The sequence below is a fragment of the Eubacteriales bacterium mix99 genome, from assembly GCA_038396605.1.
Taxonomy (GTDB): domain Bacteria; phylum Bacillota; class Clostridia; order Caldicoprobacterales; family DTU083; genus UBA4874.
Map to the genome: position 1 here is coordinate 2651854 of CP121690.1, position 19880 is coordinate 2671733.

The 19880-nt window shown below is 48.9% G+C and carries 19 protein-coding genes; 3 read left to right on the top strand and 16 right to left on the bottom strand.

The annotated features are described in order from the left end of the window. Nucleotides 1-52: 52 nt before the first annotated feature. Entirely contained in the window at nucleotides 53-1192 is a 1140-nt protein-coding gene (locus QBE55_11870; protein ID WZL78206.1) for a TMEM165/GDT1 family protein, read from the bottom strand. A 370-nt stretch (nucleotides 1193-1562) separates the two neighbouring features. Between QBE55_11870 and QBE55_11875 the strand changes: the two genes are divergently transcribed. Then, a complete protein-coding gene (locus tag QBE55_11875) occupies nucleotides 1563-2744 on the top strand; it encodes a pyridoxal phosphate-dependent aminotransferase (protein WZL78207.1) in 1182 nt (393 codons plus the stop codon). Between the two features lie 117 nt (nucleotides 2745-2861). On the opposite strand, the gene QBE55_11880 is transcribed toward QBE55_11875, so the two are convergent. The 9 genes from QBE55_11880 to QBE55_11920 form a co-directional block, all read right to left on the bottom strand. Next, nucleotides 2862-3506 (bottom strand): CBS domain-containing protein, encoded by a 645-nt coding sequence (locus QBE55_11880; GenBank protein WZL78208.1) that lies wholly within the window; start codon nucleotides 3504-3506, stop codon nucleotides 2862-2864. Between the two features lie 3 nt (nucleotides 3507-3509). Further along, nucleotides 3510-4214 (bottom strand): ABC transporter ATP-binding protein, encoded by a 705-nt coding sequence (locus tag QBE55_11885; protein WZL79936.1) that lies wholly within the window; start codon nucleotides 4212-4214, stop codon nucleotides 3510-3512. Beyond that, nucleotides 4207-4992, bottom strand: coding sequence for an ABC transporter ATP-binding protein (locus QBE55_11890; GenBank protein ID WZL78209.1), 786 nt, complete (start codon nucleotides 4990-4992; stop codon nucleotides 4207-4209). Before QBE55_11890 ends, QBE55_11885 begins: the two co-directional genes overlap by 8 nt. A 1-nt stretch (nucleotide 4993) precedes the next feature. After that, nucleotides 4994-5935: a branched-chain amino acid ABC transporter permease gene (locus tag QBE55_11895; GenBank protein WZL78210.1), complete on the bottom strand. Its 942-nt coding sequence runs from the start codon at nucleotides 5933-5935 to the stop codon at nucleotides 4994-4996. Between the two features lie 5 nt (nucleotides 5936-5940). Then, entirely contained in the window at nucleotides 5941-6825 is an 885-nt protein-coding gene (locus QBE55_11900; protein WZL78211.1) for a branched-chain amino acid ABC transporter permease, read from the bottom strand. Between the two features lie 96 nt (nucleotides 6826-6921). Then, nucleotides 6922-8085, bottom strand: a complete 1164-nt coding sequence (locus QBE55_11905) for an ABC transporter substrate-binding protein (GenBank protein WZL78212.1) — start codon at nucleotides 8083-8085, stop codon at nucleotides 6922-6924. A 64-nt stretch (nucleotides 8086-8149) separates the two neighbouring features. Then, complete coding sequence (locus tag QBE55_11910; GenBank protein WZL78213.1) at nucleotides 8150-8935, bottom strand: amino acid ABC transporter ATP-binding protein; 786 nt, start codon at nucleotides 8933-8935, stop codon at nucleotides 8150-8152. A gap of 96 nt (nucleotides 8936-9031) precedes the next feature. Further along, the gene (locus QBE55_11915) at nucleotides 9032-9682 is read right to left on the bottom strand and encodes an amino acid ABC transporter permease (GenBank protein WZL78214.1); all 651 of its coding nucleotides are present in this window, start codon (nucleotides 9680-9682) and stop codon (nucleotides 9032-9034) included. Between the two features lie 54 nt (nucleotides 9683-9736). Next, nucleotides 9737-10531: an amino acid ABC transporter substrate-binding protein gene (locus QBE55_11920; GenBank protein ID WZL78215.1), complete on the bottom strand. Its 795-nt coding sequence runs from the start codon at nucleotides 10529-10531 to the stop codon at nucleotides 9737-9739. Between the two features lie 137 nt (nucleotides 10532-10668). On the opposite strand from QBE55_11920, the gene QBE55_11925 reads away from it, so the two are divergent. Continuing rightward, nucleotides 10669-11580, top strand: coding sequence for a radical SAM protein (locus tag QBE55_11925; protein WZL78216.1), 912 nt, complete (start codon nucleotides 10669-10671; stop codon nucleotides 11578-11580). A 45-nt stretch (nucleotides 11581-11625) separates the two neighbouring features. Here the strand turns inward: QBE55_11925 and QBE55_11930 are convergent, their stop codons facing one another. The 5 genes from QBE55_11930 to mutY form a co-directional block, all read right to left on the bottom strand. Continuing rightward, nucleotides 11626-12639 (bottom strand): NAD(P)-dependent oxidoreductase, encoded by a 1014-nt coding sequence (locus tag QBE55_11930; protein ID WZL78217.1) that lies wholly within the window; start codon nucleotides 12637-12639, stop codon nucleotides 11626-11628. A gap of 50 nt (nucleotides 12640-12689) precedes the next feature. Beyond that, on the bottom strand, nucleotides 12690-13910 hold the full coding sequence (locus tag QBE55_11935) for an FprA family A-type flavoprotein (GenBank protein ID WZL78218.1): 1221 nt from the start codon (nucleotides 13908-13910) through the stop codon (nucleotides 12690-12692). Nucleotides 13911-14327: 417 nt separating this feature from the next. Continuing rightward, nucleotides 14328-15314, bottom strand: coding sequence for an AmmeMemoRadiSam system radical SAM enzyme (gene amrS, locus QBE55_11940; GenBank protein ID WZL78219.1), 987 nt, complete (start codon nucleotides 15312-15314; stop codon nucleotides 14328-14330). Then, complete coding sequence (gene amrA / locus QBE55_11945) at nucleotides 15311-16738, bottom strand: AmmeMemoRadiSam system protein A (GenBank protein WZL78220.1); 1428 nt, start codon at nucleotides 16736-16738, stop codon at nucleotides 15311-15313. Before amrA ends, amrS begins: the two co-directional genes overlap by 4 nt. A gap of 165 nt (nucleotides 16739-16903) precedes the next feature. Beyond that, the gene (gene mutY / locus QBE55_11950; protein WZL78221.1) at nucleotides 16904-17920 is read right to left on the bottom strand and encodes an A/G-specific adenine glycosylase; all 1017 of its coding nucleotides are present in this window, start codon (nucleotides 17918-17920) and stop codon (nucleotides 16904-16906) included. A gap of 189 nt (nucleotides 17921-18109) precedes the next feature. Here mutY and QBE55_11955 point away from each other — a divergent pair, with 189 nt between their 5' ends. Then, nucleotides 18110-18637: a GNAT family protein gene (locus QBE55_11955; GenBank protein ID WZL78222.1), complete on the top strand. Its 528-nt coding sequence runs from the start codon at nucleotides 18110-18112 to the stop codon at nucleotides 18635-18637. On the opposite strand, the gene pepT is transcribed toward QBE55_11955, so the two are convergent. Continuing rightward, nucleotides 18634-19869 carry a peptidase T gene (gene pepT / locus QBE55_11960; GenBank protein ID WZL78223.1) on the bottom strand — a complete coding sequence of 412 codons (1236 nt, stop codon included), beginning with the start codon at nucleotides 19867-19869 and terminating at the stop codon, nucleotides 18634-18636. The two genes, QBE55_11955 and pepT, sit on opposite strands and share 4 nt — an antisense overlap. Nucleotides 19870-19880: the final 11 nt, after the last annotated feature.

Consider the following 19880-nt stretch of genomic DNA (forward strand, 5'->3'; position numbering starts at 1 on the left):
TGCAATGAAGGAAAACAGCTTCCCCACAATATTATAAGCTATCCGTTATAAACTACCCGTCATTTTTTGATTTTTTCAAGTTGGGCGAAAGGTCTGCGGAAATATTGGCCTCTTTTTGTGAGAGAAACCTTCCATATTCCTCCCAGTCATGAACCCGGTCCATGCTTTGACCAAAAAGAATGATTTCCAGACTTTTTCTTATTTTATGAATCGACTGGTATCCCGGATTATCCGGATCCTCCTTCAGCACTTCCCATGTCATTCTCAGGCTTCTCATTGCCTGCTCCCTGTTGAAGGGCTTGCGAAGAGTGCTTTTGTTTATGCCGGATGGATCCCTGTACGCTGGAGGCTTTCCGCTCAAACAGGACTGAATCAGTGTTTTGGTGGAACCGACAATACAGTGGTCTCCCTGGCACTTCCCGCACTTTCCGGTACCAGGGCAAATACGGTCGAAATCCCTGCCGATCTGATGATAATAATCATACAGTTCCCTGGATTTTCGGATCAGGGCAGATTCCCGTCCCTGCTTCTGTGCCCGTATCAATCGCCTTACCGATTCCGTCAGGGCAATCGTCAGGATAATGCCGGCCAACAGACCATTCCAAACCGTCCAGTATTTCTTTGGAACGCCTTGCATCAATTTTGAGATACCGAAAAACAGGAAAATAGCAGCGGAAGCCAGCTTCAGCGCCATTTCCGGTATTTTATCCCCCAGCTTTTTCCCAATGAAAATTCCAATTCCTCCCGCCCCGATCATTCCGGATACGGTCCCTGCCAGAATGGCGAGGGGAGCGTCAGCATCGGACGCCAGCGCAATGGCCGTCAATTGGGTCTTATCTCCAAATTCACCGATAAAATAAGCCGTTGCAACGGTCAGAACCGGTCCGAGTTGAATCTTTTGGCTGCTATTTTCCGTTTCCCCTCCTTCTTCCACCCTCAGGGACCAGAATGCGAACAAAAGGAACGCAAAACCCGCAATCATCTGAATGGTTTTCATGGGAACAAAACCGGAAACAAGTCTTCCCAGCAGCACCGCAAGACCATCATTCAGCAGGGCCCCCGCCAGCATTCCCATGAGTACTTTTTTCAAAGGATACCGGGTGGCAAAGGTGATTGCCAGCAACTGGCTTTTATCCCCCATTTCTGCCAGAAAAACAAGTGAAAAAGCCTGAATGAATTCTTTTGTCATCATTACCTCCGCCTTTATTGTCGTTTTCAAAATATATAAAGAAAGCGAAACGTTTCAGATTAAGAGCTAATATCTTAGCAGATTAATCTAAAAGTCTCGCTTCTTTAAGTCTCTTAAAGCAAATAAAACCAGGATTTCTCCAGTATGTTGATTTTATTTACGGCCATACCGTAGCTACTCCCTTTTAGAGATAAAATTATTCTAGCATACTATATCAATGAAAACAAGGGGGAAAAAAAGAAAGGAAAAGAGGACAACCGTAAATAATATCGAATATTTTGAGAGACAGTGATCAGTGCTGCAGCAGACCGCATCAGAAAAAAGTCCATAACGGACAGGGAAAAGAAAGCAACGAACGACTGGAGGAATTGTCATGGTGGCGAAATCCATAGCAGAGAAAATGTCCGGATCCTCCTGGATCCGCGCTATGTTTGAAAAGGGAGCAATGCTTCGGGAAAAATACGGTGCAGATAAGGTGTATGATTTCTCCCTCGGCAACCCGGACCTGGAACCTCCCATAGGGGTAAAGAAAGCTCTTATCCGGCTGGCCGGATCGGAGGAACCGGATCTTCATAAATATATGAACAACGCCGGATTTCCGGATGTCCGGGCAAAAATATCCGCGCAGATTCAAAGGGAAACCGGTCTTCCCCTCTCCGGAAAACATATCATCATGACATGCGGAGCGGCAGGCGGCCTCAATGTCGTGCTCCATACCATTCTGAATCCCGGGGAAGAGGTCATTGTGCTTGCCCCGTATTTTGCGGAATATCTGGGCTATATCGAGAACCACAGGGGAAAAGTTGTCCTGTCTCCCTGCAGTACCGGGTCGTTTGAACCGGATCTTTCCGATCTGGAAAGAAAAATCACCCCATCCACTAAGGCTCTGATCCTGAATTCCCCCAACAATCCTACCGGTGTCGTTTATTCTTCTGCCATTCTTGGAAAAATGGCAGAGCTGATTGAAGCAAAGGAAAGGGAATTCCATACCCAAATCCTGATTCTCTCCGATGAACCTTATACCAGATTGGTTTATGACGGCTGTACCGTACCTTCCGTGCTGCGCATCTTTCCAAACTCCGTCGTCGTCAATTCCTACAGTAAATCACTGGCCTTGCCCGGAGAACGGATTGGTTATATAGCCGCTCATCCTTTCATGAAGAATGTGGATTCCCTGATCAACGGATTTGCTTATTCCAACCGGGCCCTTGGTTTTGTCAATGCGCCCTCCATGTTTCAAAAGGTTATAGCCGAGTCTCTGGAGGAAAGCGTGGACACCGATATTTACAGGGAACGCAGGGATCTGATTTACAACCATCTGATCCAACTGGGTTATACCTGCAGGAAACCGCAGGGGGCCTTTTATCTGTTCCCCAGGGCGTTGATTGACGACGACATCGCATTTGTGGAGCATGCGGCCAAATACAATGTCCTTCTTGTCCCTGGTACGGGGTTCGGCTGCCCCGGATATTTCCGGCTTTCCTACAGTGTAAGCAGGAAAACAATCGAAAACTCCCTGCCGGCTTTTGAGAAACTGACAAGGGATTTTCAATGAGAAGTCATCCCAGTTTCACCCGGTACAGGGGAATATATTTCAGTTGCCCATGAACCCTGGTACTTTGCATTTCCGCATGGTGTTTTCCTCTGATTTCATGCTTACACAAGCTTTCTGTTAAAATCCATTCTGCAGCTTATACAGGATATTGAATCCTTTCTTTCGGATGGAGTTTTCAATCTCCTCTGTATTCAGGGAGCTGATCCCGACCACGACGGCGCTTTTCCCGTTTTCTCCGCGGTAAACGGCTACACGGGTGATGTTTGCGCCAAACTGTCCAATGATGCTGGTCAGATTGGACATAATACCCGGCTCATCATCTGCCTCCACGGTCAAACGGGTCCCCGGTTCCCGAAATCCGAGCAGTTCAATAAAGGAATCCAATATATCACTTTCTGTGATAATTCCTGCCAGCCTGTCATGATCCATCACCGGCAGAAAACTGACTTTGTTGTCTCTCATCAGGGTAGCGGCTTCTTCCAGCAGGGCATCCGGTGAAATGGTAACAAGATGTTTGCTCATGATCTGCTTGATTTTTGTCTTGGCAAGCAAGTAAGTAATTTCCCCCATGCTCAGCGTTGTTGCCCTGGACGGGGAATATCGGTCAATATCCTCTTTGGAGACGACTCCCACCAGCTTTCCGTTTTTCAGAACCGGCAGGCGTTTGACATCGTACCGGGTCATGATTTCATGAGCATCGGGAATGGTCTGTTCTGGAGAAATGGTAAATGGATGGGTCGTCATCTTTGTTTTGACAAACATACGCTAACCTCCTAAATACGCTTTTCGGATCTCATCACTTTGAATCAAATCCGTACCGGTCCCGGAAAGGGCAATGGATCCTGTTTCCAGGACATAAGCCCGGTCTGCTATCTGCAGCGCCATGCTGGCATTTTGCTCCACCAGCAGAATGGTGGTGCCTGTGCTGTTGATATCTTTAATAATACCAAATATCTCCTGAACCAACAAGGGGGCCAGACCCATGGAAGGCTCATCCAGCAGAAGAATTCTTGGCCGGCTCATCAGTGCCCGTCCAATGGCCAGCATCTGCTGCTCTCCGCCGGATAAAGTCCCTGCCGCCTGTTTCTTGCGATCGGATAAAATGGGAAAGAGATCATAAACCTTCCTCAGATCCGCCGCGATCGCTTCTTTATCTTTTCTTAGATAGGCGCCCAGCTCCAGGTTTTCCAGAACGGACATGGAAGAGAAAACCCGGCGCCCTTCCGGTGACTGCGAGATTCCCGCCCGGACCCGGCCCTGCGACGGGGTATGGGTAATATCCTGCCCGTAAAGCAGAATTTTCCCATCGGCAGGCTTCTTCAAGCCAGAGATGGTTCGCAGAATGGTGGTTTTTCCCGCACCGTTGGCTCCGATCAAGGTTACGATTTCCCCTTCCCGGACCATCAGAGATACATTTTTCAGAGCATGAATCACGCCAAAATAGACATCCAGGTTTTGAACATCAAGCATCATGAACCTCCTCTCCCAGATATGCTTTGATGACACGCGGATTGGAACGGATTTCGTCCGGAGTCCCGTTGGCAATCAACATGCCATAATCCAGCACATAAATTCGCTCGCATATTTTCATGACCAGGGACATATCATGCTCAATCAGCAGGATCGTCAGTTGGAACTGTTTCCGGATCCACTGAATCAGTTCTGTCAACGCCGCTGTTTCCGCCGGATTCATGCCGGCGGCAGGCTCATCCAGCAGCAAAAGGGCTGGCTTTGTGGCAAGGGCGCGGGCAATTTCCAAATGACGTTGTTCTCCGTATGGCAGATTCTTTGCCAGCTCATCCTTTTTGTCATCCAGCTTCATGATTCGCAGAAATTCCAGGCTTTCCTCCTTCAGCTTCTTTTCTTCCCTTTGATAGGAGGGCAGATGCAAAAAGCCGGACAGAAGCCCGTAATTTACGTTCTGATGCATGGCAATCCGGACATTGTCAAATACCGTAAGATCCCGGAACAGCCGGATATTCTGAAAGGTCCGCGCAACGCCTGCCTTGCAGATGTTGTAGGGCTTTTGTCCTTCCAGGGAAATTTCCCTGCCGGCTGTTGTAAGGGTTATGGTCCCCTTATCCGGCGCATATACGCCGGCCAGCAGGTTAAACACCGTGGTTTTACCCGCACCATTGGGCCCGATGAGACCAATCAGCTCTCCCTGTTCCAGTTTCATGCTGACATTGGAAACAGCCATCAATCCGCCAAAGGATTTTGTCAGTTTTTTTACATATAACAGTGCCATATTATTCCCTTCCTTTCCCGGGAGACAGGAATTTCCCTAATTTGCCGAAGATGGAAAGGGAAATTTCTTTGGATCCCATCAGTCCCTGGGGACGGAAAATCATGATCACAATCAGGAGCAAAGAATAAAGAATCATCCGAAGCTCCGGAAACGACTGCAAAAAAGTGGAGATCAGGGCCAGAAGAACAGCTGCCAGGATGGATCCGGACATACTGCCCATTCCTCCCAGTACAACAATCACCAATACATCTATGGATTTCAGGAAGCCAAAGGTTCCAGGCTTCAGGAAATAGAAGTAGGAAGCATACAGGCCCCCGGCAATTCCTGCACAAAAAGCTCCCACTGTAAAGGCAATCACTTTGTATCTGGTAACCGGTATGCCTACGGACTCTGCGGCAATTTCATCCTCCCGGATGGAAATGCAGGCACGCCCGTGAGAGGAATTCAAAAAGTTTACAAGAAGCAGGACCGTCCCGGCGGAAAACAAATAGAGCCAGAACCAGTTTACAAATTGTGGAATACCGCTGAGGCCTGCCGCTCCGTTGGTAATCTCAAGGTTTGTAAGGATGACCCGTATAATCTCGGACATTCCCAGGGTGGCAATCGCCAGGTAGTCTCCCTTCAGACGGAGGGTCGGCAGGCCCACCAGAATTCCGACCAGGGCAGCCAGAACGGCTCCAGCCAGCAACCCTGCGAGAAAGCCCGGAAGAGTGGGAAACCGAAGCAGAATCAATGCACAGATATACGCTCCGATGGACATAAAGCCTGCATGACCCAGAGAGAACTGTCCCGTAAAACCGGTGATCAGATTCAGGCTGACCGCCAGAATGATATTGATGCATATCGTTGCCAGGGTAGCCTGCAGATAGGAATTGATGATATTGGTGGATATCAGGATCTGAACCACCACAAAAGGGAGCACGATACCGATGAATTTTTTCAACTCTACTACACCTTCTCTCCGGAGCTTTTTCCCAAAATACCCGTTGGTTTCACGATCAGGATCAGAATCAGAATGGCAAACACCACAGCATCCCGATACATGGAACTGCCGTATCCGGAAACAAACACCTCAACGATCCCGATGAGATACCCGCCGATCAAGGCCCCCGGGATCAGGCCGATGCCTCCCAGGACAGCGGCAACGAATGCCTTCAGCCCGGGCATCATTCCCATCAGTGGATTGATGGAATTATAGTACACTCCGACCAGAACACCGGCGGCACCTGCCAGGGCAGACCCCAGAACAAACGTAAAGGATATGGTCGTATCCACATTGATGCCCATCAACTGGGCCGCATCGTTGTCCAGGGATGCGGCGCGCATGGCTTTTCCGATCTTGGTCCGTTTCACAATGAACTGGAGTACCACCATGAGAAGTATTGTGATGACAAGGATCAGAATTTGCTGCATGGTAACAACTACGCCGCCAAACTGATATCTCTCCGCCAGAAGACCAGTCATGGCAGGATAAGTCCGGACATTGGCCTTTACAAAAAACATGGTGCCGTATTCCAAAAAAAGTGAAACGCCAATGGCTGTAATCAATACCGCGATCCGGGGAGCATTCCGCAGGGGTTTGTAGGCAATTTTTTCAATTGCAAAACCTAGCACCGTGCAGCCGGCCATGGCAATCAACAGGGATGGCAGAAAGCCAAGCTTCAGGATTGTCATACAGAAATAGCCAATATAGGCCCCCAGCATATAGATGTCGCCATGTGCAAAATTGATCAGTTTGATGATACCATAGATCATGGTATATCCCAGAGCGATTAACGCATAGATACTGCCCAGGGACAACCCATTGATCACCTGTTGTAGAAATTGTTCCAATCCGCATCCCTTCTTTCCATTGCCATCGAACAATATTCATTTGAACAAAGTATACAGACGTACAATTTTCCGGTCATTTCCGATATTCTGCCGGCATCATTCTTCCGGACGGATTCTCTCGCTGGAAACCTGCTTTCCGTTTTCCAGTTTGATGACAACCGTGTCCTTTACAGCATTGTGATTTTTATCTACACGAATATTTCCGGTAACTCCTTCAAAATTTTTGGTCTCTGCCAGAGCAGACTTGATGGATTCTCCGTCCTGCTTTTCTGCATGACCGATGGCCTGCTCCGTGAGTTTGGCAAGATCATACCCCAATGCGTTGAAAGCATCGGGCTCTTTTTTGTATTTTGCCTGAAAAGCCCTGAGAAACTCCTGAACGGTGGGATTATCGTCCAGGGAAGAGTAATGATTGGAAAAATAGACATTGGAAAGGGCATCTGCACCAGCCAATTCCGCAAGTTTCGGGGAATCAAACCCATCCGCGCCCAAAATGGGAACATCGATTCCCTGAGCCCTTGCCTGCTTGATAATCAGCCCGGCTTCCTCATAATATCCAGGAATAAAGATCACATCAAAGTCCTGATTCCGGACACTGGTCAGGATGGCGTTGAAATCCGTATCCCCCTTTACGTAGGCCTCCTGTTTGACGATGGTACCGCCGGCTCCCTTGAATGTTTTGGCGAAGCTCTCTGCCAGACCTTTGGCATAATCATTGGAGCTGTCCCGGATAATAACGGCTTTTTGTTTGCCGAGATTCTCAGTGGCATATCTGGCCATGGCTTTTCCCTGGGCAGAATCCATGAAGCAAATACGGAAAGCGTATTCCTTTACCCCTCTTTTATCCACCGTCACATCATCCGCTGTGGCGGATCCCGACAGTACGGGAATTTTGTTCTGCTCCGACACCGGTATTGTGGCCTTGAAGGCTCCGGACGTGGCAGGGCCAAGAACGGCAAGTACCTTATCCTGCGTCATCAGCCGGGTTGACAGAGTCGTAGCTTCTGCTTCCTCTGATTTGTTGTCATATTTTATGGTCTGAATCTTTTTCCCGTTCAAACCACCGGCTTTGTTGATTTCCTCAATAGCCAGCTCAATTCCTTCCACGGAGCTCTGTCCATAGGTCGCAGCTGCGCCGGAAAGCTCGTAATTCAAACCGATCCGAATGGTATTGGAATCCTTTGATGTGGTTTGAGAGCAGCTTCCAAAAATTGTCATCGCGAGGATCGCAACAGCCAGGAAAGTGATTGCCTTTTTCATAATGTATACTCCTTCGCCCCGAAAAATTATTAAATTTAATATTACTATATATCAATACACGCTGTCAATAGCAAAAGTGCCTTTCCCGGCGCCTTTTCAGGCTGTTCAGAAAAGTTTTGGTCCGCTCCTGCCTTGGATGATTCAGGATCTCATTGGGTCTCTCCTGTTCCACAATGACTCCATCGTCCATAAAAACAATCTGATCCGCCACATCTCCGGCAAACTCTATTTCATGGGTAACCAGAACCATGGTGCGATGTTCTGCCGCCAGATCCCGGATAATTTCCAGTATCTCTCCCGTCAGTTCCGGATCCAATGCAGATGTCGGTTCATCAAATAACAGGATCTTGGGATTCAAAGCCAGAGCCCTGGCAATGGATACCCGCTGCTGCTGACCACCTGACAGCTGATAGGGATAAGAATCTTCCCTGTCCGACAGGCCCATCCGGGATAAAAGTTTTCTGCCTGTTTCATAAGCTTCCTCCCTGCTCTTTTTCTGTACCGTCATGGGTGCATCGACAATGTTCCGGATGACAGAATAATGAGGGAAAAGATTGAAACTTTGAAACACCAGCCCAAAAAAGCTGCGTATTTCCTTCATCTTTTTCCTACGCGCATAAACCACTTTCCCATCTGCATCCGTCACAGCCGCATGCTGACCAAGATAAAGCAGTTCTCCGGAATCCATGGGATCCAGCAGGGTTGCGCATCTCAGCAAAGTGGATTTACCGGACCCGGAAGGGCCGATTACGGCCGTTATCTGTCCTTCCTCCACTTTCAAGGAAAGATCGCGGATCACTTTCCGATTCCCAAAACTTTTCTGCATATGCTGAATTTCCATCACCATCATTTTTTCTTTGACCCCCTCATCATGTTTTGATTCGATCCATCTGTTCCATTCCGCTTCCTTATTCGACATTCGACCTGATCCGTCTGTCCCGCTGTCTTACCGGTAATAACTCAGTTTCCGTTCTGCCCATTCCATGGACAGGGCAACAAGATAATTAAACAGGTAGTAAAAAATTCCCGCTGCAAAAAGGGGCAGGATGGATGCTTCTTTCGCTGCGATGGCGCTGGCGGCAAGAAACATCTCCGATACGGATATAACCTGCGCCAGGGAAGTATCCTTTACCAGGGTAATCATTTCGTTGGTCACTGCAGGCAACGTCCGCCGGATCATCTGAGGCAGAATAATTTTTCGAAATGCCTGGGCTTTGCTGTAGCCCAAAATGGCCGCCGCTTCGTATTGTCCCGCCGGTATGGATTCCATCCCGCTTCGATCAATTTCCGCAAAGTATGCCGCATAATTGAATATGAAGCCAATCAGAACCGCGATGAACCGATACCCTCCCGGCAAGCTCACATGAAAGAGCAGAAATGGGCCATAGTAAAAAACCATTAACTGAAGCATCAGCGGAGTGCCGCGCATAACGGAAATATAAAACTTGACAAAGCCACGCAAAAAAACGTTCCTGGACATACGTCCGAAAGCAACAAGCAGCCCAAGCGGCAGGGAAGATACAAGCGTCCATGCAAAAATCTCAATGGACACCAGCATCCCTTCCCCCAATTTTGTTAAAATCATGGTCCATCCCATTTCAGATTACACCCATCCTTTTTCAACGAATTCTTCTGTCTCATATTCTGTTCCCTATTTTTCTATGACCGTAATATCCTTGCCAAACCATTTCTTCGATATCGTTTTCATGGAACCGTCTTTCGCCATATCTTCCAAGGCGTTCTGTACCTTGTCCCGCAATGCTGTATTGCCCAGCCGGAATCCGACACCATACTCCTCCTTTGTCAGCTTTTCCTTCAAAACAGTAAACTGATTCTTTTCTTTTTTCATCCGGTAATCTGCCACAATTTCGTCCATGGCGACGGCATCCACACCTCCGGCCTTCAGATCCATCAGAGCGCTGTTGTAATCGGAAGCCGTAATGACATCCTGAAAGGAATCCGTCAGTTCCGGATTGTCTTTCAATGCGGTTTCCGCACTGGAATCCACCTGTACTGCCACTGTTTTCCCCTCAAGATCCGCCAGGGATTCGATCCCGGAATCGGAATTTACCAGAAACACCTGCTGATTGGACATATAAGGGTCCGTCCATGTATACTTATTTTCCAGGCCATTGATGGTAAAACCGTTCCAGATGCAGTCAATATTTCCGGCGGAAAGCTCCATGTCCTTGGAATCCCATTTAATCGGCTGCAGCTGAAGTTCCAGATCAAGGCGGCGGGCGACTTCCGCTGCCAGGTCCAGGTCAAATCCGGTAAACTCACCGTCCTCTCCCATAAAGCCCATGGGTGGAAATTCCTGGTCAAATCCTACAGTAAATTTGCCTGGAACAACCGTCTCCGCTTTTTTGGAAGCGCATCCCCCCAGAAGAAGAATCAGCCATACTGTCAGAATCCATACAGCCTGTTTTCGTCCAATTGAATTCATGTGATAATCCCCCAATTCCACATATTTTTGCTCTTCCTGTTTATTGATTCAATATAATACCACATTAACTTACTAAAGTAAAGAAGGATTTTGAAAGAAATGCATGCGCGTGTTATACTGATTTGGGTGATAAGAATATGTATCAAATGGAAAGTTATCTGAAAAAATGTATGCTGTGCCCCCGCAGATGTGGTGCAGACAGAGAAAACGGGAAAAAAGGATATTGCGGTGCCGGCTTACAGCCCAGAGCTGCCCGGGCTGCCCTGCATTACTGGGAAGAGCCCTGCATCAGCGGCAGCAGGGGCTCCGGAGCGGTATTCTTTTCCCGATGCAATCTCTCATGCCTTTTCTGTCAGAATTATAAAATCAGCCAGGAAGGCTTCGGAAAAGACATAACCATCACGGATCTGGGAAGGATTTTTGTGCATCTGCAGGAACAGGGAGCGAACAATATCAATCTGGTTTCTGCCACCCAGTATATTCCGCAGACGGCAGAAGCCATTCGTTTCGCCAGGGCAAATGGACTCACCCTTCCCGTCGTCTATAATTCCAATGCCTATGAATGCATAGAAGCGTTAAGGCTGCTTGACGGGCTGGTCGATGTTTACCTTCCGGATCTGAAATATGCAGACAATAAATATTCCCTTAGGTACTCCAATGCGCCGGATTATTTTTACCATGCAACCCGTGCCATTCTGGAAATGTACCGGCAGACAGGAAATCCTTCCTATGACGCAAACGGGATGATCCAAAAGGGAATGATCATCCGTCATCTGCTGCTGCCGGGACTGCAGGAAGACTCGAAAAAGGTCCTGCGATGGATCAGGGAAAAGCTTCCTGTTGAAGTACCGGTCAGCCTGATGGCACAATACACTCCCCTTTTCCGTGCAAAATCCTGCAGGGAACTGAATCGGCGAATCACAAAACGGGAGTACGAAGAAATCCTCGACTACTTCTTTGAAATCGGGTTGGAAAATGGATATGTTCAGGAACGTTCCTCAGCAAAGGAAGAATATACGCCGGAGTTTGACCTGAGCGGAATCGGGTGAGAATTTCATCCGTAAGATGAATCTTAAGATGAACCTATTGTTTCATTATGCCATCGTCTTCAGCATTTCTTCCGTTATCTCATACCGGCAGGGGGCTCCGGATGTAAATGCTTCATATTCCTCTGCCATATACTGCCCCATGCGGGAGACTTCTTCTCCTATGCTGCCTGCAATATGCGGCGTCAGAAAAACATTTTCCAGAGTGAGGAAAGGATGACCCGGCTTTACCGGCTCCGGATAGGTAACATCCAGAACAGCTGTGCGGGTAGGAACTTCGGACAGGGCACGGGCCAGATCGCCCTCCACCAGCTGCGCTCCCCGTCCGGTATTGAGAAAGACCGCATTGGGCCGCATACGGCTGAACTGTTCATAGGTCATCATTCCCCTGGTCTGTTCATTGTTGGCGAGATGGTTGGAAATCACCAGGCATTCTTCAAAAATCGTATTCAGATCGCACTTCTCCACACCCAGCCGGTCTGCTTCCTCCTGCGGAAGAAAGGGATCGAATACCAGAATATGATATTTATAATTTTTCAGATGGGAAATGACCAGCTTTCCTATCGTCCCCACTCCGATAATTCCAACCTTTCCCCCATAGTTTCCGGGCATCTTCCGCATGTACTCTCTGGCTGCCGGATAACCCTTTGTCCGATACAATCTCTGCGCCAGGTAAAACCCCTTCCCTGCAAGCAAAATCTGTGCAGTGACATACTCCGCCACCGGAACCGCATTGGCGGCAAATGCGCTGAAAACATGCACTCCACAGGCCAGATAAGGCTTTGCAAAGCCCTGAACAGAGCCTGCTGCATAAAAAACGGCCTTCAGCCCGGGAAAACAGTCGCGTATCTGATCCTCCTCCAGCGGAAACATTCCCCATGTCGAAAAGATATAATCCACTTTCCGTAAATCGGCCCTGCGTGTTTTCAGCTGATCCCTGTCATATACGCCTTTCAGGAAAGAAAGGCGCTCTTTCAGGGTATTCCTGGTTTCCTTGTCATAAGCCCTGTTGATGGCTTCTTTACCGCCATGCGTCATAAATACAGCCGTTTTTTGTCCCATCTGTCCAGCCTCCGATTGTTTTTATTTTGGGTTTTTCTATTTTTTACCTTTCAAACCTGAGCCCGGACTTCCCTTGCAAGCTCATGGACCCGGTTTTCAATTTGTTTCAGCTCCTCCTCCGATGCATTTCCCCGAAACTCCACAGGCTCCAGAAAGTCCCAGTTCATATGATTTTTTGACACGATTTCATCCAGCTCTCTCTGAGCTCCTCCCGACCAGCCATAGGATCCCATGCGGAATGCTTTCCGATTCTGTACTTTTTTCTTTCCCATTTCATCCAGAATGGCTGCCATCGGCGGAAACATCTTATATTCATAAGTCGGCATGGCCAGTACAATCCCGGCAGAGGTCCAGACGGATGTCAGTATGGTTCCCCATGATGTATCTGGTACACGGTGGATATGATAAGAAATGTTTTCCTCCTCCAGCGCTTTCACAGCCCGATGAACCGCTTTCTCCGTCATGCCGTACATGGAACCCCAGAGGATCGTAATTTCCTCTTTGGCCGGTCCCTTTTGCCAGGATGCATACCGGGCATAGTCCCGGATTATTCTGGATGGATCTTTCCTCCAGACAATGCCGTGACCCGGTGCAATAATCTTTATGGGAAGTGGTGTACACTTTTCAATTGCCTTTTGTACCGATCCGGAAAATGCTGCAACGATATTGGAATAATACCGAAGAGCTTCCTTTTCATAAAATGCCAGTTTCTCTTCGCTGAGCATATCATCATAATTGGATTCTCCAACTGTTCCAAAGGATCCAAAGGCGTCGCAGGGAAACAAGGTACCGGTCAGGGTATCAAAAGTGGCCATGGTTTCCGGCCAATGCACGTTGGGAATCTCCCGGAACTGAAGAACATGACCGCCACCCAGATCAAGAGTACTGTCATCTCCGACGCAGGTCACCGATTCCGTATGCCCGTAAAAATGCTCCAGCACTCCTGCTGCCTTTTTGCTGCATATCACTTTGAAATCCGGCCGGATCTTCTGAAAATCCTCAATCCATCCGGTATGATCCGGCTCCATATGGTTGATGATCAGGTAATCAATGGACCGGGGGTCCACATCCAGTTCATCCAACAGATCATACAGATGCCGGGGAACGCCGTCCCATCCGCAGACTCCGTCCACAATCGCCGTCTTTTGTCCTTTTATGATATATGAGTTCATGGAAACTCCGTTTGGAATTTCCCAGATACCTTCAAATAAAATGTTTTCCATATTGACTGAAAGCTGATAAGTGTCTTTTGCTACTTTGGTTGCATGCATGCTGTTTTAACCTCCCAGAATGAGTTCATGTCCATTATATCATTCTTTTTTGGCTGCTTGTCAACCTTTTTGAATTCTTATCCAGTCCTTTGTCAGAAAGTACATTTTTCATTCTCTGTCCTGAAATGTCGAAAAGCAGGGTTATAAAAAAGTAAGGCCTTGGCCATAATGGCCAAGGCTCGTACATAGGGGAAATATTTTAAGGAGGCAAATGAAAAAAAGACTTTTTCCTTTGACCTACAAACAATATTCTAGAAAGGAATTATGAACTCCTTATTAGCAGAATGTAAACAAACTGTTAATAAACCATTTTCTTGACTCATCCAAAATACAAAAGACACCGCCATCCAACAGCGCCATGGAAGCAGGGCTCCACAACCAAATCACAACAATTACTGATGAGTTGGATGCGGATAGTCACAACACCACGGAAACAGGAGCACCGCAGCCCGGGCAGACCGGCTGGTCCATCCGCACTCCTGCCCGGTATCCCTGTCTTTCGATCAGCAGCCTGCCGCATTGGGGACAGCGGGTCGAGCTGTCCGGATCCTCCATATTCCCAAGATAAACATAGTTCAGGTGCTTTTTTGCCGTCCTCTTTGCCTGGATCATGACGCTTTCCTCCGTTGGCGGGCGGGTCATCCGGTTAGCCGGAAAATACCGGGACAAATGCAGCGGAATATTCCGATCCAGAGCGGCCAGCCAGGCAGCAGTCTTTTCCACTTCCCCTGCGGAATCATTGAGCCCGGTCACCAGCAATACGGTGATTTCCACATGACATTTTCCACAGGCTTCCTCTATGGTTCGCTGAACCGATCCGACGTCTCCCCCGCATACTTTCCGGTAATACTCATCGCAGAAGGATTTCAGATCAATATTCATGGCATCCACATAAGGCAAAAGTTTCACAAGAGCTTCCGGTTCCATATACCCATTGGTCACCAGGACGGCTTTCCGGTCCGGATGGGATTCCTTCAGCTTCCTTATCGTATCGTAAACATATTCAAACCAGACAGTCGGTTCGTTATAGGTGAAAGCGATACCGATATTGTCTGTCGGAATCATACTGTATGCCACCAGCCGTTCCGGAGAAAGGTACTCGCTGTGCCCTCTGGACTGGGCAATGGAAGCATTCTGGCAAAATTCACAGGTAAAATTGCAGCCAAAGCTCCCCACCGACAGGATCCGCTTTCCCGGCATAAAATGATACAATGGTTTCTTTTCAACGGGGTCCATCGCCATGGATGTGACTTCCCCATAATTTATTGTTTTTAGTTTGCCTTTCTGATTGATCCGAACGGAACACAATCCATATTCCCCGCTTCCGATCCGGCAATGATGCGGACACAGACAGCATCGGATCCGATTGCCTTCCGTTTTCCAGAGCAGCGCATCCCGGATCATGATGGGCTCCCGCTATGCCGATATACCTCAAACCGCTCCAATGTATAGGAGCTGCCGGGAGCAATACCCGCCTTCCGAAGTGCAATACGGATCTGCTCCTCCGGGGTGTCCACGCCTTCCAGATCCGGCAGCAGCAGCCCGGTCCGACATCCGCTTCTTACAATCACACCATATCTTTTCGGGTCCAGCCCGGCCTGGTTGGTCCTTTCCGGTTTATCCAGGACATCAACGGAAAAGTCCAGCTTTTTCAGCTCCCCGTCCGTTACGGGCGGGAACCGGGGATCCGAAGTGCCGGCTTCCACGGCATTCCGGATAATTTCCTGTGCAATGCAGTCCGTAACTGGTGCAATGGTGCCGATGCAACCCCGCAGCTCTCCGTTTTCATGAATGGACACAAAGACGCCGCATTCGTCTTTTCTCATTTCATTGGTTGCATAATCAGGTATCTTCATATACTTTCCATAAAGAACATAATGCGTCAGACTTTCCCGGGCAAGTCGGACATAAGCATCTTCCTGTCCGGAATCGGACGGCCCGGCACCGGGCAACCGCTCTTTTTCCTGCCGGATCAGCCGCTTCAGGTTCTTTCCTCCATTTCCCCTGCGAAGCACAAAGCCCATAACCATATACCCCACTCCCAGATTTCCCTGATAGGACAGAAGATCTCCGGTGAAATCATATTCATTCATGGCACCCAGCAGAATGTAATAGGAGCGAAGGCCGCATTCTCCGGCTTCTTCCACGGTAACCGGATCCATATGGAAAACGCCCGGAACATTTCCCTCCCGCAAAAGGGAAATAATCTCCCGGTCAAACTTTGCGCCATACGGACTGTATTCATACGGACCGCCTTCTTTTAATCTGTGGGACAAATCCCCGCTGGCGATAAAGACGGCGTTTTCATTGCTTTCCTCCACCGCTTTGGCAATGCACATACCAAAGCGATAGAGCTGCAGCTTTGGCAGAAGACCGTAGGTGATATGAACCAGGCGGTAATCCGTATATCTTTTATTGATAAAATTCATCGGGACCATGACTCCCTGGTCCAGCTCGCAGGGGATATCGTAGCGTCCGGCAGTCTTTCCGGTTATTTTAACAGTCGGGATCCCCTCCCGATCCGCCTGGCGGATAATGCCCTCCGTCAGGGGTACATCAATCTCCGCACGAAAAGCGGCCTCCGGCACTCCATACCGGCCGAAGTCTCCCCGAATCTCCCTTTCACAGGATAACGCAACCGCATCCCGGAACATCGGCCCGTGAGGTGTTATCATAATAATCACATCCGGACCTGTGTGTTTGATTTCCCCAGCGACCCTGTCCAATGCATCCGATGTTTCCTTTATGGCTGATTCCTCTCCCCTTCCTACCTCCGGCACAATAACCGGTGGATGGGGCATCGTGTAAAATGCAGATATTTTTCCCATGAAATCACCTCTCTTTTTATTATAACACAAAGGAAGACAAATCCTCTTCCCACAGTGTCACCGGTTCCCGCCGGGCAATCCGGCGTCCCGGATCCCCGTTAATCGTATAAAGGGTACCGCAGTGATATCACACAAGCGCCAGGCAATTCAAGGATATGGATTGAATCAGACTTTTCCCAATGCTTTCAGATAGGCATGAAAGGCGGAAGGAACGGAGTAAGAATGATGGATCTCCTCCTGCCTTGCCCATACAAAGCTGCAGGTTTCCTTCCTTTCCCTTACCCGGACAGCATACCCTTTCATATGCCATTCCAGATGGGAAAAGACATGCTTCGCATCCGGCAGGGGTGTAATGGTTTCGGGACAGATTCCCCATTCCGTCAGCACCTTCCCGATTTCCTCCGGGGATAAATGCCCATACCGATTGGGAAATTCCCAGAGGCCGGACAATAACCCCTGTTCCTGCCTCTTTCGAAGAGCGATCCTGTCCTGAAAGCGGATTACAAAAACGGTGCGGTTCTCCATTTTCCGTTTTGCTTTTCTGGTTTTCCGCGGAATCTGGTCCACAGCATCCTGATGACAGGCCTCGCAAAAGGACTGCACCGGACATTCCCCGCATTTGGGCCTTCCGTTGGGAATACAGAGAAGAGCGCCCAGCTCCATCATTGCCTGATTGAAGTTTCCCGGTTCTTGCCGGAACAAAAGTCTTGCTGCCAGGGCGTTCAGATCCTTTCGGACAGTTTTGTCCTTCAGATCCCCCCGGTTCCCGGATAATCTCGCCAGAACCCGGAGCACGTTGCCGTCCACGGCAGGCTCTTTTGCACCGAATGCAATGGACGCAATTGCTCCGGAAGTATACGGCCCAATGCCGGGCAGCGTTTGTAAGGATTTTCTGTCAGAAGGCAGCCGGCCATGATATTGCCCCATTACCATGCAGGCAGCTTTTTTCAGATTCCTTGCCCGGCTGTAGTACCCCAGTCCTTCCCACAGCTTCATCAGCCGGTCTTCCGGCAAAGCCGCCAGGTCCAGGATTGCCGGAACTTCCTGCAGAAACCGTTCAAAATATGGCTTGACAGCCTCCACTCTGGTTTGCTGCAGCATAATTTCCGAAATCCATACCCGGTAAGGGGACGGATCGTCCCTCCACGGCAGGATCCGGGCATTGCCTTCATACCAATTCAAAAGTGCCTGCTGAAATTTTTGTATTTTATCCATTATTTTATTATATAACGACGTGATGCCCATTTTCAAGCAAAACAGAAGAAAGCATAGAATTCCCATGCTATTCTTGCCTGAAGCGTATCCTGCAATTTTACGGAAATAGATGCCTGTGCTAAAATTGGAATGGAACTGGAAAGGAGAATCTCATCCATGAAGAAAAAAGAACCGGTCCGGAAAACCGGCGAAGTTGTTTTGCGGCAGGAAGTGTATCGTGACGATGCCAGGAAAATTGCACAATGGCTGGAAAGCAGGGAAGTCACACAGTTTCTGAATGAATATCAGAACGTGTCCGAGGGCATCCTGGAAGTACTGGAAAGAGTTCCGGTCCCGGTCGTAACACATCTCTTCAATCAAGATGGAAGCTTTTTTATGGTCGATGCAGAAAAGCAGGAACCAGTCGGCTACCTGAAACTGGTTCCCAGATGGAGTGAGACGGAGATGATCATTGTCATCGGTGACCGGCACAAATGGGGACGGGGCTTTGGTGCGGCTGCTGTTTTTCAGGGTCTCCGGCATGCTTTTTTTGAATGGAGGGCGGATAAAGTGGTAGCCATCATCCATACAGCAAACCGGCGGTCCATCCGTGTCTTTCAAAATGCCGGCTTCCGGAAAGAAAAAGAACTTACCGGGGAAATTCAATTCTGCATCACAATGAGTGATTTCCTGAAGATAGCCTAATTCTTTTCGAAATCACAGTATTTTTCTGTTATCCGGATCAAGGTCGAAACACAGCGATCCATGTCCTGCACGCAGGCATATTCCATTTTTCCATGATGATTATGGCTGCCGGTCCCCAGATTCGGACATGGCAAACCCATAAAGGACAGCCTGGAACCGTCCGTTCCTCCGCGAACCGGTTCACTGACCGGATCTCCCCCGGCGTCCCTTACTGCTTCGCAGGCCGTTTCAATCAGATGACGATGTGGCTTGATCTGCTCCGTCATATTCCGGTATTCATCCCGGATCGTAACACAAACGGTACCGGCCCCATGAATCCTGTTCAGCTTTTCCGCCGCTTCCCGGACTTCTTCCTTTTTCCGCTCCAGTTTGGCTGCATCGTGATCACGAAGGATATAATGCAGTTCGGATTCTTCCACCGTACCCTTCATATGAGTCAGATGATGAAAGCCCTGGTATTTCTCCGTCTTCTCCGGAACTTCCCCTTCCGGCAGCAGGGCATTGAATTCCATGGCAATGAGCATGGCGTTTTTCATTCTTCCCCTGGCCGTGCCCGGATGAATATTCTTGCCTGTTATGTGGATATCCGCAGATGCCGCATTAAAGGTTTCATATTCCACTTCGCCAAAGGCACCGCCATCCACAGTATAGGCAAAATGGGCACCGAATCGTTTCACATCAAATAAATCCGCTCCCCTGCCAATCTCTTCATCCGGCGTAAAACCGATTTTGATGGTACCATGCCGGATATCCGGATGATTGCAGAGCGTTTCTGCCATCGTCATGATTTCCGCTATCCCCGCCTTGTCATCCGCGCCCAGCAAAGTGGTTCCATCGGTGACAACCAGGTCACAGCCTTTATACCGGTTCAGGGAATCAAACTCTTCCGGGCGGAGAAAAATGCCTTTTTCCTGATTCAAAAGAATCGGGGCACCGTCATAATTCCGTACCACCCTGGGTTTCACATTCTGATACGGCACATCCCTTACCACATCCATATGGGAGATAAAGCCAATTACCGTCCCCTTCCATTCCGCTGTATTGGACGGAATGGTACCAAAGACATAGCCGTTTACATCCATATTCGCATCCCGGATGCCAATCCTCTTCATTTCCTCCACCAGGGCCTTGCCGAACTCCAGCTGTTCCGGAGTACTGGGACAAGCCGGATTGTTGCTGTCGGAAGCCGTCCCGAAGCCGGCATACCGAATCAATCTTTCATAAGCCTTCAATGTTGTTGCCT

Coding starts and splice junctions, on each gene's coding strand:
- amrS (WZL78219.1), bottom strand. CDS start 15,314: ATGATCCGGGATGCGCTGCTCTGGAAAACGGAAGGCAATCGGATCCGA.
- QBE55_11910 (WZL78213.1), bottom strand. CDS start 8,935: ATGATGGTGATGGAAATTCAGCATATGCAGAAAAGTTTTGGGAATCGG.
- QBE55_11955 (WZL78222.1), top strand. CDS start 18,110: ATGAAGAAAAAAGAACCGGTCCGGAAAACCGGCGAAGTTGTTTTGCGG.
- QBE55_11925 (WZL78216.1), top strand. CDS start 10,669: ATGTATCAAATGGAAAGTTATCTGAAAAAATGTATGCTGTGCCCCCGC.
- QBE55_11915 (WZL78214.1), bottom strand. CDS start 9,682: ATGGGATGGACCATGATTTTAACAAAATTGGGGGAAGGGATGCTGGTG.
- QBE55_11875 (WZL78207.1), top strand. CDS start 1,563: ATGGTGGCGAAATCCATAGCAGAGAAAATGTCCGGATCCTCCTGGATC.
- QBE55_11930 (WZL78217.1), bottom strand. CDS start 12,639: ATGGGACAAAAAACGGCTGTATTTATGACGCATGGCGGTAAAGAAGCC.
- QBE55_11880 (WZL78208.1), bottom strand. CDS start 3,506: ATGTTTGTCAAAACAAAGATGACGACCCATCCATTTACCATTTCTCCA.
- QBE55_11870 (WZL78206.1), bottom strand. CDS start 1,192: ATGATGACAAAAGAATTCATTCAGGCTTTTTCACTTGTTTTTCTGGCA.
- QBE55_11890 (WZL78209.1), bottom strand. CDS start 4,992: ATGGCACTGTTATATGTAAAAAAACTGACAAAATCCTTTGGCGGATTG.
- QBE55_11905 (WZL78212.1), bottom strand. CDS start 8,085: ATGAAAAAGGCAATCACTTTCCTGGCTGTTGCGATCCTCGCGATGACA.
- QBE55_11935 (WZL78218.1), bottom strand. CDS start 13,910: ATGCATGCAACCAAAGTAGCAAAAGACACTTATCAGCTTTCAGTCAAT.
- QBE55_11920 (WZL78215.1), bottom strand. CDS start 10,531: ATGAATTCAATTGGACGAAAACAGGCTGTATGGATTCTGACAGTATGG.
- QBE55_11885 (WZL79936.1), bottom strand. CDS start 4,214: ATGCTTGATGTTCAAAACCTGGATGTCTATTTTGGCGTGATTCATGCT.
- amrA (WZL78220.1), bottom strand. CDS start 16,738: ATGGGAAAAATATCTGCATTTTACACGATGCCCCATCCACCGGTTATT.